17 protein-coding genes are annotated in these 15,622 nt (G+C 66.0%); 5 read left to right on the top strand and 12 right to left on the bottom strand.

Going from position 1 to position 15,622, the window contains the following annotated elements:
• Positions 1–29 precede the first annotated feature (29 nt).
• The 5 genes from D779_RS09770 to alr all read right to left on the bottom strand — a co-directional run bounded on the left by D779_RS09770 (position 30) and on the right by alr (position 3,057).
• Positions 30–806 (bottom strand): Na(+)/H(+) antiporter subunit B, encoded by a 777-nt coding sequence (locus tag D779_RS09770; RefSeq protein WP_052348017.1) that lies wholly within the window; start codon positions 804–806, stop codon positions 30–32.
• On the bottom strand, positions 803–1,057 hold the full coding sequence (locus D779_RS09775; RefSeq protein ID WP_043753179.1) for a Na(+)/H(+) antiporter subunit B: 255 nt from the start codon (positions 1,055–1,057) through the stop codon (positions 803–805). The genes D779_RS09770 and D779_RS09775 overlap by 4 nt, the downstream gene beginning before the upstream one ends.
• Positions 1,054–1,425: a monovalent cation/H(+) antiporter subunit G gene (gene mnhG, locus D779_RS21635; RefSeq protein WP_081763441.1), complete on the bottom strand. Its 372-nt coding sequence runs from the start codon at positions 1,423–1,425 to the stop codon at positions 1,054–1,056. The genes D779_RS09775 and mnhG overlap by 4 nt, the downstream gene beginning before the upstream one ends.
• The gene (locus tag D779_RS09785; protein WP_043753182.1) at positions 1,426–1,674 is read right to left on the bottom strand and encodes a monovalent cation/H+ antiporter complex subunit F; all 249 of its coding nucleotides are present in this window, start codon (positions 1,672–1,674) and stop codon (positions 1,426–1,428) included.
• Positions 1,675–1,965: 291 nt separating this feature from the next.
• Positions 1,966–3,057 (bottom strand): alanine racemase, encoded by a 1,092-nt coding sequence (gene alr, locus D779_RS09790; protein ID WP_043753184.1) that lies wholly within the window; start codon positions 3,055–3,057, stop codon positions 1,966–1,968.
• A 261-nt stretch (positions 3,058–3,318) separates the two neighbouring features.
• Here alr and D779_RS09795 point away from each other — a divergent pair, with 261 nt between their 5' ends.
• A complete protein-coding gene (locus tag D779_RS09795; RefSeq protein ID WP_043753186.1) occupies positions 3,319–4,569 on the top strand; it encodes a bifunctional alpha/beta hydrolase/OsmC family protein in 1,251 nt (416 codons plus the stop codon).
• 238 nt (positions 4,570–4,807) lie between these two features.
• Here the strand turns inward: D779_RS09795 and D779_RS09800 are convergent, their stop codons facing one another.
• Entirely contained in the window at positions 4,808–6,361 is a 1,554-nt protein-coding gene (locus tag D779_RS09800) for an ArnT family glycosyltransferase (protein ID WP_043753188.1), read from the bottom strand.
• A 167-nt stretch (positions 6,362–6,528) separates the two neighbouring features.
• Between D779_RS09800 and D779_RS09805 the strand changes: the two genes are divergently transcribed.
• Positions 6,529–7,662 (top strand): glycosyltransferase family 2 protein, encoded by a 1,134-nt coding sequence (locus D779_RS09805; RefSeq protein WP_043753190.1) that lies wholly within the window; start codon positions 6,529–6,531, stop codon positions 7,660–7,662.
• A gap of 39 nt (positions 7,663–7,701) precedes the next feature.
• Here the strand turns inward: D779_RS09805 and D779_RS09810 are convergent, their stop codons facing one another.
• The 3 genes from D779_RS09810 to D779_RS09820 all read right to left on the bottom strand — a co-directional run bounded on the left by D779_RS09810 (position 7,702) and on the right by D779_RS09820 (position 10,563).
• The gene (locus D779_RS09810) at positions 7,702–9,204 is read right to left on the bottom strand and encodes a GGDEF domain-containing protein (protein WP_043753192.1); all 1,503 of its coding nucleotides are present in this window, start codon (positions 9,202–9,204) and stop codon (positions 7,702–7,704) included.
• Positions 9,205–9,431: 227 nt separating this feature from the next.
• On the bottom strand, positions 9,432–10,025 hold the full coding sequence (locus D779_RS09815) for a YceI family protein (protein WP_043753193.1): 594 nt from the start codon (positions 10,023–10,025) through the stop codon (positions 9,432–9,434).
• 157 nt (positions 10,026–10,182) lie between these two features.
• A complete protein-coding gene (locus D779_RS09820; protein ID WP_043753195.1) occupies positions 10,183–10,563 on the bottom strand; it encodes a hypothetical protein in 381 nt (126 codons plus the stop codon).
• A 174-nt stretch (positions 10,564–10,737) separates the two neighbouring features.
• On the opposite strand from D779_RS09820, the gene D779_RS09825 reads away from it, so the two are divergent.
• Genes D779_RS09825 through D779_RS09835 form a run of 3 tightly spaced genes read left to right on the top strand, consistent with a single transcriptional unit; the run spans position 10,738 to position 12,475 of the window.
• Positions 10,738–11,466: an ankyrin repeat domain-containing protein gene (locus D779_RS09825; RefSeq protein WP_043753197.1), complete on the top strand. Its 729-nt coding sequence runs from the start codon at positions 10,738–10,740 to the stop codon at positions 11,464–11,466.
• Positions 11,463–11,750 carry a hypothetical protein gene (locus D779_RS09830; RefSeq protein WP_043753199.1) on the top strand — a complete coding sequence of 96 codons (288 nt, stop codon included), beginning with the start codon at positions 11,463–11,465 and terminating at the stop codon, positions 11,748–11,750. The genes D779_RS09825 and D779_RS09830 overlap by 4 nt, the downstream gene beginning before the upstream one ends.
• On the top strand, positions 11,747–12,475 hold the full coding sequence (locus tag D779_RS09835; protein ID WP_043753200.1) for a UDP-2,3-diacylglucosamine diphosphatase: 729 nt from the start codon (positions 11,747–11,749) through the stop codon (positions 12,473–12,475). Before D779_RS09830 ends, D779_RS09835 begins: the two co-directional genes overlap by 4 nt.
• Before the next feature lie 75 nt (positions 12,476–12,550).
• Here the strand turns inward: D779_RS09835 and D779_RS09840 are convergent, their stop codons facing one another.
• The 3 genes from D779_RS09840 to D779_RS09850 form a co-directional block, all read right to left on the bottom strand.
• A complete protein-coding gene (locus D779_RS09840; RefSeq protein ID WP_043753292.1) occupies positions 12,551–13,015 on the bottom strand; it encodes a rhodanese-like domain-containing protein in 465 nt (154 codons plus the stop codon).
• 168 nt (positions 13,016–13,183) lie between these two features.
• Positions 13,184–13,840 carry a response regulator gene (locus D779_RS09845; protein WP_043753202.1) on the bottom strand — a complete coding sequence of 219 codons (657 nt, stop codon included), beginning with the start codon at positions 13,838–13,840 and terminating at the stop codon, positions 13,184–13,186.
• On the bottom strand, positions 13,840–15,450 hold the full coding sequence (locus D779_RS09850) for a sensor histidine kinase (protein WP_043753205.1): 1,611 nt from the start codon (positions 15,448–15,450) through the stop codon (positions 13,840–13,842). Before D779_RS09850 ends, D779_RS09845 begins: the two co-directional genes overlap by 1 nt.
• Between the last annotated feature and the right edge of the window lie 172 nt (positions 15,451–15,622).

A 15,622-nucleotide genomic window follows, 5' to 3' on the forward strand; every position in this document is an offset into this window, starting at 1 on the left:
GCCAGCGGCTGAGCGGCCACGGAAAAGGGCTAGGCGTCCGATGCCTCGACGGGCGGATCGGCCGATTGCCGGGCATCCCGCTCCAGCATGTCCCCAAAGATAGCGGCGACCTCCGCCCCGACCTTGACCCCGACCAGAGAGTAGATGATCGGGATCACGCCCGCGCTCAGCAGGCGTCCCATCTCCGCGACCGGATGGGGGAGGAAATTGCCGAGGAAGGTCGCCGTCCCGACCAGCGTCAGTCCCAGAAGCCCCATGAGCACGAAGCCGCTACCCGAGAGCGACTCGAGCAGTCCGATTCGGCCATGTTCTAGACGGAAGGCCGGATCGGCCAGCATGCGCAGGAAAAAGGCCGTGGCGATGATGACGCCGCCCTGGAAGCCGCCGCCGGGAGAAAGGTGGCCGTGCAGCACCACATAGACGCCCAGCAGGATCAGGATGGGGAACAGAAGACGGACGCCCGTCACCACCATCTCGTTGGGCGGCGTGCCGGACGCCCCCAGGATCCCGCCGTCCGCCGGCCTGCGGCCGCCGAAGAGCAGACCGATCCCGGTCGCCGCTAGGAAGAGTACGGTCACCTCGCCCAGGGTATCGAAGCCGCGATAGCTGACCACGACCGAGGTGACGGCATTTGCCGAGGCCGTCTCGGCATTGCGCTCGAGCAGGGCGTCGCCGACGCTCGCCGACTGGCCGTCCAGCCCGAATTGCAGGAGAACGCCGAGGAGCGCGGCGAACAGCCAGCCGCACAGCAGGACGAGCAGCAGCGTCTTGACGCTGACCCTCTTGCGCAGTGGAACGCCGGTCATTTCAGCTCCTTGTCTTCGTATCGGCCGAACTGGCGGACCCCCATGAGCAGCACGAAGCTGCTGGCGGCCACGCCGATCGCGGCCTCGGTCAAGGCGACGTCGGGCGCCTGAAACAGAAAGAACTGCCCGACGGCCCCCAGGCTCACGAGCGAGAGACCGACCACGGATTGCAGGAGATCGTCCTGCGAGATGGCGATCCAGGCCCCGGCGATCATCCAGGCGAAGAGCAGCAGTGCGAGCAGAGCGGTCACGAGCGCACCTCCTGAATCGCCTCGTCGCCGTCATCCGGCCGGCTCGCCGATCCTGCGGTCTGCCGGGTCGCGTAGTCGTCCTGGACCAGCCGCGCGCCGACCGTCCCGCTGCGATGCGCCGCACGCGCGAGCACCGAGGAGCTGATCGGGTTCGTCAGCAGGATGAAGAGCGCGAGCAGCAGCAGACGCGGCGCCCACTCAGGCGTCACGCAGGCGGCGCCGAACAGCATGAGCAGCGAGCCCATGGTGGTCGACTTGGCACCGGCGTGCATCCGCGTGAAGACGTCCGGCATGCGGATCAGACCGAGACCGCTGACCCAGAAGAAGAAGGCGCCTCCCAGCATCAACCCATAGCCCAGAAGCTCCACTCAGACCTCCTTCTCGAGAAAACGACCAAAGAGTACGACCCCAGCGAATCCGACCAGGGCGAAGACGAAGGCGACATCGAGATAGATGCTCCGGCCCTCGAGGATCGCGAGCAGCGCCAGCAGGGAGATGAAGAGAACGCTCAGGGTATCCAGGGCCAGAATCCGGTTCGGGGCATCCGGCCCCTTGATAAAGCGCCAGAGAATCATGGCGATGGGTGGCAGCAGGATCAAGACAAGCGCAACGAGCATACGACGCCCCGGGGCTTCGAGAGTAATAGCGATAAAGGCCGGAAACATATGGACGGGACATGCGCGTCCGACCGCGTAGATCGCCGATCGCGACGATCGATGGGGCGAGCCAACGCATGCCTCGCCACCTGACCCCGACTATTTGATCCCTCTCGCGATCAAAATGCGCTGACGCATATCAATCGATCCGAGACTGGATGCGTCGGCCGACCGGCGGAAATTCTATAGGGGCCAGGTTACGGGGCGTCCAGAGAATGCGAAATGTTGATTTCGGTCAAGACCGCGAACCGATCAGGCGCCCTCATGGACGAGGGGTACCCGCCGGCCGATCCCGGTGAAGAGCTCGTAGGCGATGGTACCGCATAGCCGCGCGACCTCCGCGGCCGGCACCCGATCGCCCCACAGCTGGACCGGCGCCCCAAGCCCCACGTCATCCATCCCGGTCAGGTCCAGCGTGATCATATCCATGGAGACGCGTCCGACCAGACGGGTCGGACGTCCGTCGACCAGGACCGGCGTGCCGTCCGGGGCATGCCGCGGATAGCCGTCGGCATAGCCGATCGCGGCCACCCCGACACGCATCGGCCGATCGCAGACGAAACGCCCGCCATAACCGACCGGGTCTCCGGCCTGGAGCGTTCGCACCGAGATGATGCCCGACTCCAGCGTCATGGCGGGCCGCAGCTCGCCCGCCGACGGATGGGGATCGACGAAGGGCGAGATGCCGTAGAGCATGATCCCCGGACGCGTCCAGTCGCGATGCGCCCGGGACAGGCTCAGAACCGCCGCCGAATTGGCCAGGCTCGACATGACCGGGAGTCCGCCGAGGGCGCGATCGAAGGCGGCGATCTGACGCTCGCTATAGGGGTGGCCGAGCTCGTCGGCGCGGGCGAAATGGCTGATGGCGCCCACCTCGCCGACATGCCCGCAGCCACTCAGGGCCGCATGGATCTCGGCGAACGCCTCGGGCGCGAAACCGACCCGATGCATCCCCGAGTCCACCTTGATCCAGCAGGCGAGCGGGCGCTCCGGACGTGCCGCGAGCAGCCAGCCCAGCTGTTCGCGACAATGTACCACCATGGTCAGACCGGCCCGGTCCACCTGGACGATCTCGTCCGGCGAGAAGACGCCCTCCAGCAGGAGGATCCGAGCCTGGATTCCCGAGTCGCGCAGCTCCAGCGCCTCGTCCAGACAGGCCACGGCGAAACCGTCCGCCTCGGACGCCAGCGCCCTAGCCACGGCGACCGAGCCATGGCCATAGGCGTTTGCCTTGACCACGGCGAGCGCCCGGCTCGCCGGGGCGAAACCTTTTGCGAAACGATAGTTGTGGAGGATCGCATCCAGATGGACGCGGGCACGCAATGGACGATCTGAGGCACTCATGAGATCACTTTGCCACGCCGAACCCGCTTTGTCTCGATTCCCATCCCCGCCCCACCGCTCCGGAAGAGCGCCGAAAAGACCGAATTTCAGAATTCAATTCAATGATTGAATTGAACTTTTCACCCACACACTTGCCCCACCACGACCTTTACCGGTTATATTGCGGCGCAACATCCGGCGAGCACCGGACCGATTCCGATACCGGATCGGTCAAGGATCTTCAGCCCAACCACTCGCACCCATCGCCTTGGTAGATTTCGCATGTCACGGATCAAACTCGAATTCCCGAACGCCGAAGGGCATACCCTCGTGGGCCTCCTGGAGATGCCGCCCGAGCGCACGCCGGTCGCACGCTACGCCCTCTTCGCGCACTGCTTCACCTGCAGCAAGGACGTCGCCGCCGCCAGCCGCATCAGCCGCGCGCTGGCGATGCGCGGGATCGCCGTGCTGCGCTTCGACTTCACCGGACTCGGCAACAGCGACGGGGATTTCGCCAACACCAACTTTTCCTCCAACGTCCAGGACCTGCTCGCGGCGGCCGGCAAGCTGGAACAGGACTTCGAGGCCCCGGCACTCCTGATCGGTCACAGCCTGGGCGGTGCCGCGGTCCTGGCGGCGGCGCCTCAGCTGCCCTCGGTCGAGGCCGTGGTGACCATCGGGGCGCCAGCGACCGCCGCCCACGTCCAGCATCTCTTCAGCGGAGCGCGCGGTCAGCTGGAGGAGGAAGGAGAGGCCGAGGTCAAGATCGGTCTGCGCCGCTTCCGCATCCGCAGACAGCTGCTCGAGGACCTGGAGCAATACGGGTCGGCCGATCACATCCGCCACCTGGGACGCCCCTTGCTGGTGTTCCATTCGCCGCTCGACACCATCGTCGACATCAAGGAGGCGGCCAAGATCTATCAGTCGGCGCGTCACCCCAAGAGCTTCATCTCGCTCGACAAGGCCGACCACATGCTGAGCAACCGCGAGGACGCCGAATACGTCGCCGAGACCCTGGTCGCCTGGGCCAGCCGCTATCTGGGGATCGGCAGCCACGTCTTCGAGCCCAGCACGGGCACCGCGCCCAAGGTCGAGCACGGCGAGGTGATGGTGACCGAGGTCGACACCCGCTTCCTGCGCGGGCTCTACACCGACCGCCACCAGTGGTTGGCGGACGAGCCCAAGCCGGCCGGCGGATCGGATCTGGGCCCCACGCCCTACGAGCTGCTGCTGATGGCGCTGGGCGCCTGCACCTCCATGACGCTGCGGATGTACGCCAAGCGCCACGGCATCCCGCTCGACGACGTCGAGGTCAGGCTGAGGCACGAGCGCACCTATGCCGAGGACCGCGAGAGCTGCGAACAGAGGAACGGCCGGGTCGACCGCATCGTCCAGCGGCTCAACATCCACGGCGCGCTCGACGCCACGCAGCGCAGACGTCTGCTCGAGATCGCCGAGCGCTGTCCCGTCCATCGCACGCTCGACACCAGCCCACTGATCGAGACCCGCTATATCGAGGATGGGGAAGGCTGAGGCGGTTCCCTCGAGCCTCGAGGCGTAGGGCGCAATAGGCCGCCATCGCCTGTCGACTCGAACCTCTCGGCCGCTGCCAAGGGCTCATGAGCCGCCACTGTCCGAGTCTGGAGCGGCCGTATTGCGCCGAAAGGCGGCTTGCTCGAATCGAGTGGGCTGGCGGCTTCGATATATCGGTGGCGCGATCAGGTCATCCGCTGGCCGGCCATGCGGCGCAATACGCTGTCGCTATTGCGCCCTACGTTGGGTCTCCGCTCGGTTGCGGGCGGTAGCGATAGGCGGGCCAGGTATGCAGCGGACGCCGGCAGGGTGCCGTCTCGGTCTCGCTCAGCGGCTTGCCGGCGCAGTCGAAGAATCGACGACTCCGCTCGACGGCGAAGCCTTCGATGGCCGGCGGCGGTCCGCCACGGGTGATCAGCCAGAAGGGTCCTCGAGGCACCACCGGCTCATCCATGTGCCGACGCACGAACTCGGATGGCCGGGTTAGCCCCGGCCACTGATCGATATCCAGGTCCGGACGATAGAATCTCAGCATGGCCGTGGTCTGATAGCGCTCGACATAGACGGGGCCGTCCAGTTCGGCGACGCGCTGAGCCAACTCGGCGAAGCCGTGGGTCTCGCGCAGGATGCGGTTCTGACTGTCGGGCAGGGGCAAGGACGCCGTCGCCGAATGATAGGCGTAGAGGGTCACCAGCAGCAGGTTGACGCCCGCCGCCGCGTAGACCCAGACACGCACGGGTCGCAGCCAGAGCACGGCGAGCGGCGCGGCGCTCAGCAGATACATGAGCGGCCAGTTGGCCTGGACCTGGCTGAAGGTCGCGACCAGGGCGAAGAATCCGAGCGGAAAGAAGGTCGCGGCCATCAGCAGCGGACGCGCATGGGACGCAAGGGCCGGCGTATCCGGCTTGGCCGCGCCCCCCCGGGAACGCAGCCTGGCCACCAATCCCCAGATCAGCGCCGGGGCGATCAGCCCCCAGAATCCGAGCTGGGCCCCCAGATAGCCGAGCAGGCTCTCAAGCCGCTCGCCGAACGACTCGGGTCCCGTGCGCTCGACCGTCTGGGCGGAGACCGAGGCGAGATCCCCGACCTGGGTCGAAAAGCCGTGACCGAACTGGAAACGCATGGTCACCCAGTCGTGGCTGGCGTTCCAGAGGATGTTGGGCAGGAAGACCAGCAAGGCCGCGAGCGCACCCAGATAGGGCCAGGGCGTACGCAGCGCGCGCCAGTCGGCGCGGAGGATGGCCCAGAGCAGCACGGGGCCGATCAGCACCATGGTGTACTTCCCGAGCAACCCCAGCCCGACCGCCAGCCCAGCCGTGACCCAACGTCTCCGGTCGCCGGCCAGGGCGCGCTCCGCCTCGAACAGCGCCAGCGCCCATCCGAGGGCCAGCGGCGTATCCGGCGTCACCAGGATACCGCCGGCGAGTCCGGGAAGGGTCGCGCCGGCCAGCACCAGCGCGAGCGCCAGATCGGCCGGATCTCGCAGGCCACAGCGACGGTAGAGAACCGCCAGTACCAGGAGCGTCGCCGCACCGGCCAGCAGCCCGCCGAGCCGAGCGGCGAATGCCGACCCCGGCTCGAGCAGCGTCCCCAGGCCCACCAGGGCGACCCCCGGAGGATGATCGAAATAGCCCCAGGCGAGATGACGCGACCAGTCGAAATAATAGGCCTCGTCCAATGTGACCGGCATGAGCCAGGCGACCGCCAGACGCCAGGCGAGCAGACCGAGGATCACGACGGCCAGGAGGATCCAGGATGCCGCCGAGGAAGATGGCGTCCGCCGATGATTCATGACCGTTTCGACTCCGGCTGCGAATGTTAGAATGCGCCCCCGATCGATCCATGACCGCCAGCCGACGCTCGTTCCAGCGCCCATGAGACGCATGCAGGACGGCATTCTAGCCGATCGCCCCCTCATCGCCGCCAATACAAGCCAAGCGCCGCCCTCAGGTTGAAACCATGCCAGACCAGACTCAGCCCCGTCCGCCCTGTGCCCCGCCCCAGCTCGCCGTCATCGTGCCCACCTACAAGGAGGCCGACTCGGTCGCCGAACTCGCCCGTCGGGTCGATCGGGTGCTCGCGGGAATCGACTGGGAGCTCATCTTCGTCGACGACGACTCGCCGGACGGCACGCCGGAACGGGTGCGCGAGCTGTCGCGCCTGGATCCGCGCATCCGCCTGATCCAGCGCATCGGACGGCGCGGGCTCTCCTCGGCCTGCATCGAGGGCATGCTCGCCACCAGCGCGCCCTTCCTCGCGGTCATGGACGGCGATCTGCAGCACGACGAGACCCTGCTACCGCGCATGCTCCGGACCATCGAGGACGAGGAGCTGGACATCGTGGTCGGCAGCCGCTACGTCGAGGGCGGCGGGGTCGGCGAATGGAACGCCAAGCGCCATTCGATGAGCCGCCTGGCCACCCGCATCGGCCAGCGTCTCATCCATGCCGAGCTGCAGGACCCCATGAGCGGATTCTTCATGGTGCGGGCGGATGTACTGCGCTCCTGCGTGCGCAAGCTGAGCGGGGTCGGTTTCAAGATCCTGCTGGACATCTTCTCGTCCGCCGAGCGTCCGCTGCGGTTCCGCGAGCTTCCATTCACCTTCCGCCAACGCGAAACGGGCACCAGCAAACTGGAAGAGGCGGTGCTCTGGGAATATCTGCTAATGCTGGCGCAGAAGCTGATCGGCCCGGCGATCCCGGTACGCTTCATCGCCTTCTCCATCATCGGCGGGCTGGGCGTTTTCGTCCACATGGCGGTGCTCTGGCCCATTCTCGGTCTCTTCGGCAGCGGTGCCTTCCTGCTCGGTCAGAGCGCGGCGACCCTGGTCGCCATGACCAGCAACTTCTTCCTCAACAACCTGCTGACCTACCGCGATATGCGCCTGCGCGGCAGGGAACTGCTGCGGGGCTGGTTCAGCTTCGTGCTGACCTGCAGCATCGGGGCACTGGCCAATGTCGGGATCGCCGACTATCTGTTCCACGAGGGACACTCGGGCTGGTTCTTCTCGGCCCTGGCCGGCATCCTGGTCGGAGCCGTGTGGAACTATGCGGTGACGGCGGTCTATACCTGGAAGCGGCATCAGGCGGCCTGAGGTCCGTGCAAGGATAACGGAACCCTTACCGGAGCCGGATCAGGGCAGGACCCACTCGATCCGGTTGCGTCCGTGACGCTTGGCGTCGTAGAGGGCGCGGTCGGCGGCGCGGACCAGATGGATGGGATCGTGGATGCGATGCTCGCCGTCCATGTACGCGGCGATCCCGATCGAGGTGGTGACGAAGAAGGAGTCGCCCGCCTCGCTCAGATGGCGGGTCGCCTCCACCGCGGCGCGCAGCCGCTCGAACACATTGAGCGCGCTCTCCATGCCGTGTCCGGGCAAGAGGACCACGAACTCCTCGCCGCCGTAGCGCATGATGTAGTCCCGCTCGCGCAGGTTGCGCTTGAGCACCGCGGCGATCTTGACCAGGACCGCATCCCCCATCAAGTGGCCCTGGGTGTCGTTGACCCGCTTGAAATGGTCCAAATCGATGAACCCCAGGGTCAACGGCCAGCTGTTGTCGGTCGCCTGGGCGAATTCGTCGTCCAGCACCTGATCGAAATAGCGCCGGTTGTGCAGGCCGGTGAGTGCGTCGTGGATAGCGGCCTTCTGCAGGATCTCGGCGGCCTGCTCCATCTCCACCACCTTCTGCTGATGCTCGGTGGCCTGATGGACGAGCCGCAGATTGCGGGTCGCGAGGATCTCGCGCGCCTGTTCGACCAGTCCCAGGATCATGGCCGGCGACAGGATCTGTACCTCGAACAGGCGCCCCAATTCGGGCAAGGCATCGGCCACCTCCTGGAAAAGCATCTGCATGACCTGCTGATCCAATCCGAGCAGGGCCTCGGCGGCGTCGGCCGCGGCATCGACGGCCGGCTCCGGACGCTCGTCGAGCAGACCGTCGGCGACATGGCCGGCGACGGCCACACAGTAGACGAAGGCCTGCGCATCGTCCGGGATATCGGCCTGCTCCGGATCATGGACCGCGAGCGCCGTGACGGCGATCCGCTCCGGAAGCCCCCAATGACGCATCAGCCAAGCCCCCGCCTCGCCGTGATCGAAGCCCAATGACTCGCGCTCGATCATCAGGAACCGATCGTGCGACTCGTAACGGGAGAAGAGATCCGAGTAGCGTTCGGGCAGCGCGGTATCCAGCGCCAGGATCCCGAGATCCTGAAGCAGTCCGGCCAGATAGAGCTCATCGAGCGCGGCGAGCTTGAGCGTCTCGCCGAGCATTCGGCTGGCCAGCCCGGAGATGAGCGCACGCCGCCAGACCCGATCGATCGAGGGCCGATCGCCCCGACTGGAGCGATAGATATCGGTAAGCGAGAAGCTCAACGCCAATGTCATGGTCGCATTGAGGCCGAGCAGCATCACCGCCTGGTGGAGGTTGGTGGTATTGCGGCGCTGGGCATAGAGCGGCGAATTGCTCACCCGCAGCAGTCGGCCGGCGAGCGCAGGATCCTTGGCGATCAGCCCGGCGAGCGCGCCGATATTCACGTCCGGATCGCGCCCCATCTCGAGAATACGGATGGCCACACCCGGCAGGCTCGGCAGATTGGGGCAGAACTTGAGGGCTTCGAGAATGGCGGGAGTCATGAGGCCAAGCTACCTGGAGTCGGTCTGTTTCGACATTGAGCGTCGCGAGATCGATGAGACCAAAGCGTCCCATCCGCACCGTCCCAATAGCCACATTATCCCTGGATGATATACCAAACGTCAGCCGCTTTTCGGCGGTTTCGAGGTCGCCTGGAGCCGGACGACCGGGCGGATCGCGAGATCGAGGCGCCGACGGCTTGCCGTCGGCACCGCGAGCGAGGCAAGGCTCAATCGGCCGCGGACCGACTGACGAAGGTCATGACGAAGGTAACCGGCACCGCCTCGCTGATGCTATCCAGACCGGCGACCTCGCGCAGCTTCTCCACCCCTTCGCTGAGACCGAATTTGGAGGCATCCACGACCAGGGGCTGAAGGCTCGCCACCATCACGGTGCCGGGATCCAGCTTCACCGCCTGCATCGTCAGCGTCATGGACTGGGTTTGTCCGTGCAGGTGGAGCCTTCCCTCGGCCGTGATCCGCTCGATCACGCCCACCTCCATGCCGGTAACCACCTCCGGATCGAGCTTGGCCTCGAGCACGGCCTCCTTGTAGTCCGTCGTCTCGAACAGGAACTGGCGCATCCGCTCGTTACGGATCGGCACCAGGGTATCCACGCTGTCGAGCATCAAGGTGACGGATGCCCGGCCCTGATCGTCGATCGTGCCCTGGATCTCGTCGAAGGTGTTGACCTCCGCCTTGTCCTTGGCCTTGATGGTGACGAACGCCAGGTGCGAGCGGGCCGGATCCAGACTCCAATCGGCGACGGCCGGCGTCGCGGCCAGGATCCCGGCAAGCATGAGGGGCAAGATGAGCTGGCGCATGATGAATCCTCCTGATGAATCGGGTTGAAAATCACGTGGATCGACAGGCGGAAGGACCGGTGGAAGTCACCGGCACCCCAGACCCACAAGAGGAAACTTGGACGCGAAAATCTCAGAAACAACCTCAGTCGAGACGGGGAGGATCCGCATCGCGCCATCAATCCGCGGTCCCCACGGGCAGGATGATCATGCGCTCGACATCGGCGAGACGGATCTCGCGCCCGTCGATCGTGGTGAAGCGGCGCCCATCGATATCGCCGCGATGGGCCTGATAGAGGACGATGCCGCCCGTGTTGGCGTTGACCACCTGGACCTGAACCGGTTCGCGCCGCTCCAACCAGCCCTGAAACAGATAGACTCCAGTGCCGATCAGCATGAGCGCGACCAGCCCCCAGGCCAGACGCCGCACCAACCCCGGCGGCACCAGCGGAGGTTCCACCTCCTGACCGCGCGCGATCAGCTCGGCGCGCCGACGCGCCCTCAGACTGCCGTAGACCAGGGCGACGACCCCCAGGGTGAGTAGAATTTTCCAGAACATGGCACCGAACAAGGACCCTAATCGAAAGAAACCGCATGGTATCTCATGACATGTGTCGAGTTGCGAGGGTCCAAGCGCTCGACTTACCATCGCGCCGATCGGCCCGAACAGGAACGAGACCGGCAGCGACCATCAAGGCTGAGCATATCCATGGCAATCCCAACACCGAGGCCCATGCGTCGACGACAGACCCTCGTATCGCGCCTGACCATCGTGTCGCTTCTGACCGTCTTCGCGCTCCTCGCCTGCAGCGAACCGGCCCAACCGACGCTGAGCCTCTATCGCGCGGTTCACATCGGCGATCTGGATCAGGTCAAGCGCCATCTCTACTGGCACACGGACATCGACCAGCCGGATGTCGACGGCGATACGCCCTTGCACGTGGCGGCCCAAAACGGCAAGGTCACGATCGCCGAGCACCTGCTTTCGCACGGAGCCAACCCGGACGTATTGGACGCATCGGGCCGCACGCCGCTGGAGGTCGCGCTTCGGTTCGGCAAGACCCAGGTCGCCCAGACCCTGGTGGAGCACGGCGCCAGGATCGACCCGCAGGCACTTCTGCTCGAACTGGTCGGGCAAGGGATCTCGGACCGAGACACCTTCAGCTTCCTCGCGCGCAATGGCGCGGAAATCGATCGCGCCGACGACCAGGGCCGCACGTCCCTGACCCTCGCCATCCAGGGCGGATATCTCGACACGGTCAACCGGCTCCTGATCGAAGGGGCGGATGTCAATCAACCCGACGGACGGGGCCGGATGCCGCTGGCCATCGCCCTGAAGCGCTCCGATGGCAAGGCGACCGATCGCCAGACCATCGTCGAGCTTCTGCAACGCAACGGCGCGCGCAGCCGGCCTGAATCCGCTGCCGCACCGACGCTCGAAACCCCGGAGACATCGAAATGACCGAAAAGGTCGAAGACCTGACCGTCACCTACACGGAGGACGGCATCGACACCACGCGCGAACTCGACAAGGTGATCCTGTCCAAGGGAAGCTGGACCACCATCATCTTCCGCTATCAGGACTGGGATCGAGCCAAGGGCGAATACGGCCCCGAGAAATACACCATCCGCCGCTACCAGAAGCGCGGCGGGGAGTACCGCCAGCAGTCCAAGTTCAACATCTCCAGTCGCGCCCAGGCCCAGGGACTGATCGACGCGCTCCAGGGCTGGCTCGCCGAGGAATGACCGACCTCTTCATCTCCGACCTGCATCTATCGCCGGATCGTCCGGCGACACTGGAGCTGTTCATCGACTTCCTCGCCGGCCGCGCCCGCCAGGCGTCGCGGCTCTATATCCTCGGCGATCTCTTCGACAGCTGGATCGGCGACGATGACGACAGCCCCTTCAACCGCCGGGTGACGGAGGCGCTGCGCGCACTCACCGAGTCGGGCGTCCGCTGCGACCTGATGCACGGCAACCGAGACTTTCTGCTCGGCCGGCGATTCCGCCGCGGGACCGGATGCCGACCGCTGCCAGACCCCACACTCGCCTCCTTCGCGGAGAAACCCACATTGCTGATGCACGGCGACCTGCTGTGCACCGACGACCTGGCCTATCAGCGCTTCCGCAAACGCGTGCGCAACCCGCTGGCTCAGCGGCTGTTCCTGTTCAAATCGCTCGCCAGCCGGCGCGCCCTGGCCGACGAATACAGACGTCGCAGCCGCGAGGCGATGGCGGACAAGGCGCCCGAGATCATGGACGTCAACCCGGATGCGGTCGTCCGCTATCTGCGACGCTTCGGCGCCCGGCACCTGATCCACGGACATACCCACCGCCCCCGGGATCATGAGGTCCTGGTCGGCGGCGCAGAGGCCAAACGCTCGGTGCTCGCCGAATGGTCCGAGCAGGGCGGCGAGATCCTGACGCATTGCGATGGCGTCTGGCAGCGCGAGCCCGTCACCGCGTCATAGAATCCAGAGCGGGACCAGGGATCCGGCTGATGATTGGCCGGAATGCCAACCGCCCGGGAAAACTCGGATCGAGCGCTATTTGGGACGCCGCTGCTCCGGACGCAGACGGGGGGTGAAATAGACGTCCGCGTCGTCCAGATCGATCTCCTTTCCGTCACCGTCGACCAGCGGCTGCTCGAAGTCCTTCCAGCCGCGCAGACCGGTCTTGAGCGAGGCGACGTTGCTGTAGCCCAACACCACCATGGAATGGGCCGCCAGGACGCTGCGATACCCGGAGCGGCACACCACCACCACCTCGCGATCGCGCGCCTGGACCAGCTCGGGAAGGGTCTCCTCGTAGTCCCACTCGCAGGCCGATTCGAGGATACCGCGCGGCACGTGGACCGACCCGGGGATATGCATGGCGGCATACTCGTCCGGTTCGCGGACGTCGACGATCAGCAGATCCGGATTCTCCGCGACCCGGTCGGCGAGATCCCAGGGCATGATCTCCTTGATATCGGAGAGGCATTTCTTGATGAGCTCGAGAAAATTTTTCATCGTATGGCGAAACTCCATATGACATGAGGTCGATTGGCGCCGCGGCGATCCCGGCAGCGATGGGCCCGGCATCCGGCGAGGCACCATAAGACCATGCTAAAAAACTGAAGTTCGCCGAGCCGACTCAGGCGGCTCTAACTGGTGCCGGAAACCGCCGAATGCAACGCCTCAAAGGTCTCGGCCCGGGGCCCGCTCGCAGAGACCACGCTCCACCGCGATCACCGCCGCCTCGACCCGCGAGTGGACATCCAGCTTGCGCAGGATCGCCTTGACGTGCAGCTTCACCGTGCCGTCGGTGATTCCCAGATGGCGGGCGATCGCCTTGTTGCTCTGACCCTCGGCGAGATGACAGAGGATCTGTTGCTCGCGCGGGGTCAGATCGGCGACCCCATTCTCCTCCTGAGCGCCCCTGGACTCGCCCTGCACCGCCTTGGCCAGCACGATCGCCAGCTCCGGCGCCACCACCGTGCGGCCGCGCACGATCTCGCCGAGTGCGGCGATCAGCGCCTCCGGCTCCATATCCTTGAGCAGATAGCCCTGCGCGCCGCTCTGCAGCGAATCGATCACGTCGCGCTCCTCGGCGCTGGTGGTGAGCATGGCGATCGGCATGGTCTGATGCGCGGCGCGCAGCTGGCGCAGCAGATCGAGCCCGGAGAGCTGGGGCATGCGCATGTCGAGCAGAACCACGTCCGGCTCGGTCTCGGAGACCCGCTGCAATCCACTGGCGGCATCCCCCACCGCCACCACTTCGATCCCGCGACGCTCCAGCAGCTCCTGCAGACCGAAGCGGAAGAGCGCATGGTCGTCGATCAGTAGGACACGCATCAGGCAACCTCCAGCCCATGGCGCGGACCGCGCCGGTTGACGTCGAAGACGACCTCGACCCGGGTCCCCTCGCCCGGCTCGCTCTCGATCCGCAGCTCGGCCCCGATGCGCCGCGCGCGCTCCTCCATGATGGAGAGCCCGATACGTTCGCCGGGACGCGAGCCGTCGGCCGGGGCGCTGAATCCGACCCCGTCGTCCTCGATCAGCAGCACGTAGCGCCCGCCCGGCTCGCGCGTCATCAGGACCCGCACCGTGTGGGCCTGGGCATGCTTGCGGATGTTGGCCAGCGACTCCTGAACGATGCGCAGCAGCTGCAGATCCTCGCTCGCCGAGAGCTCGAAGGGGCGGCAGTCGTTCTGGAACAGGACGTGGGCGCCGGTCTCCTGCCCGAAGCGCTGGGTCAGCTTGGCCAGCGCAGGGACCAGACCGCGCCGGTCGAGCGGGGCGCGGAAGCTGGCCAGCAGCTCGCGCAGCTCGGTGTGCGCCTCGTCGAGCCCGTTGCGCAGCCGCGCCAGGTCGTTGCGCGCCTCCTCCGAGATGGGACTGCCGCCCAGCGAATCGTCGAGCATGCGGCATTGGAAGCGCAGACTGGCGAGCGTCTGGGCGAGCGAATCGTGCAGTTCGTGGGCGAGCGAGTTGCGTTCCTGGAGAATGGACAGACGGCGGGCCTCGGCATCCGAGCGCTGCTTGGCGATCGCCACGCCCAGATGGTGGCCGACGGTGAAGAGCAGGTCCATGATGTCCTCGCGCGCCTTCACGCCCGGCTGATCGACGAAGATGCTGTAGACGCCGAGCAGTTCGTCGCGATGCTCGAGCGGCACCGTCACCACCTCCATCTCCGAGCTCTTGAACATGCGCCGACCGTAGATGCGCGCGCAGTAGCGGGCATCATTGTCGCAGACGATATCGCCCGGGGCGAGCACGCTGCCACACAGACAGAGATCCACCGGGGCCATGTCCTGCTCGCGCACCAGATCGTCGTCGAGACCGATGGAGCCCACCAGCCGCCGGCTGCCGTCCGGCATCACCAGACGCACGGTGGCCGCCCGGCCGTTGATCATCTCCTTGAGCACGCGCAGAAAGCGCAGCAGCAGGTCCTCCACACTCTCGGTTTGATGGATGCCGGCCGCCACGTCGTAGAGGATCTTGAGCGAGGCCGTCTTCTGCGCCAGGCGCCGGGTCTGACGCGCAACCCGATTGTCCATGTCCTCGTAGAGATCGGTCAGCTCCTCGTTGAGACTGCGGATGTCCTGGGCGATCCTGCGCAGCACGCCGGTCTCCTCGAGGGCGTCGCTGGCACCGGGTTCGCCCTGGCAGACCTGGGTCAGGGAGCATTCAAGCCGTACCAGGGGCAACAACAACTGACGGCGCAGCCGCTCCCACAGGATCGATGCCGCCACGGCCCCCACCACAAGCGCCGAGAAACCGCCCCAGCGCAGCCAAACCTGACCGGGAGCCATCCACTGCAGCACAGCCGCGCCCAGCGCCACTCCCAAGGCGACGACGAGAATCCACAGAGGATGCGTCAGATGCGCCTCCCGCAAGATGGCCCTTGCCCGCGCGGCATGGCTGGCGGACGAACGATCGAACCCGAACTGGTTTCCGGTCATGTTCAACCTTCATGGATCCCGAACGATGGACGTGACCGCAGCCACGGCGAGACCTCGGCATTCTACCCCGAGGCCGAATGGCCTGCGGATCGGCCGAAACCGCTCTTGCCCGCCCCGCCCGACTGTGCCAATGTTCGCCGGGGACCCCAGACTCACAGAAGAGGAATGGATC

The sequence above is a fragment of the Imhoffiella purpurea genome (genome assembly GCF_000585215.1).
Lineage (GTDB): Bacteria > Pseudomonadota > Gammaproteobacteria > Chromatiales > Chromatiaceae > Imhoffiella > Imhoffiella purpurea.

What these genes read in the sequence shown, in the direction of transcription:
- D779_RS09770 (WP_052348017.1), bottom strand. Translation starts at nt 806, where the DNA reads ATGACCGGCGTTCCACTGCGCAAGAGGGTCAGCGTCAAGACGCTGCTG.
- D779_RS09785 (WP_043753182.1), bottom strand. Translation starts at nt 1,674, where the DNA reads ATGCTCGTTGCGCTTGTCTTGATCCTGCTGCCACCCATCGCCATGATT.
- alr (WP_043753184.1), bottom strand. Translation starts at nt 3,057, where the DNA reads ATGAGTGCCTCAGATCGTCCATTGCGTGCCCGCGTCCATCTGGATGCG.
- D779_RS09795 (WP_043753186.1), top strand. Translation starts at nt 3,319, where the DNA reads ATGTCACGGATCAAACTCGAATTCCCGAACGCCGAAGGGCATACCCTC.
- D779_RS09800 (WP_043753188.1), bottom strand. Translation starts at nt 6,361, where the DNA reads ATGAATCATCGGCGGACGCCATCTTCCTCGGCGGCATCCTGGATCCTC.
- D779_RS09805 (WP_043753190.1), top strand. Translation starts at nt 6,529, where the DNA reads ATGCCAGACCAGACTCAGCCCCGTCCGCCCTGTGCCCCGCCCCAGCTC.
- D779_RS09810 (WP_043753192.1), bottom strand. Translation starts at nt 9,204, where the DNA reads ATGACTCCCGCCATTCTCGAAGCCCTCAAGTTCTGCCCCAATCTGCCG.
- D779_RS09815 (WP_043753193.1), bottom strand. Translation starts at nt 10,025, where the DNA reads ATGCGCCAGCTCATCTTGCCCCTCATGCTTGCCGGGATCCTGGCCGCG.
- D779_RS09820 (WP_043753195.1), bottom strand. Translation starts at nt 10,563, where the DNA reads ATGTTCTGGAAAATTCTACTCACCCTGGGGGTCGTCGCCCTGGTCTAC.
- D779_RS09825 (WP_043753197.1), top strand. Translation starts at nt 10,738, where the DNA reads ATGCGTCGACGACAGACCCTCGTATCGCGCCTGACCATCGTGTCGCTT.
- D779_RS09830 (WP_043753199.1), top strand. Translation starts at nt 11,463, where the DNA reads ATGACCGAAAAGGTCGAAGACCTGACCGTCACCTACACGGAGGACGGC.
- D779_RS09835 (WP_043753200.1), top strand. Translation starts at nt 11,747, where the DNA reads ATGACCGACCTCTTCATCTCCGACCTGCATCTATCGCCGGATCGTCCG.
- D779_RS09840 (WP_043753292.1), bottom strand. Translation starts at nt 13,015, where the DNA reads ATGAAAAATTTTCTCGAGCTCATCAAGAAATGCCTCTCCGATATCAAG.
- D779_RS09845 (WP_043753202.1), bottom strand. Translation starts at nt 13,840, where the DNA reads ATGCGTGTCCTACTGATCGACGACCATGCGCTCTTCCGCTTCGGTCTG.
- D779_RS09850 (WP_043753205.1), bottom strand. Translation starts at nt 15,450, where the DNA reads ATGACCGGAAACCAGTTCGGGTTCGATCGTTCGTCCGCCAGCCATGCC.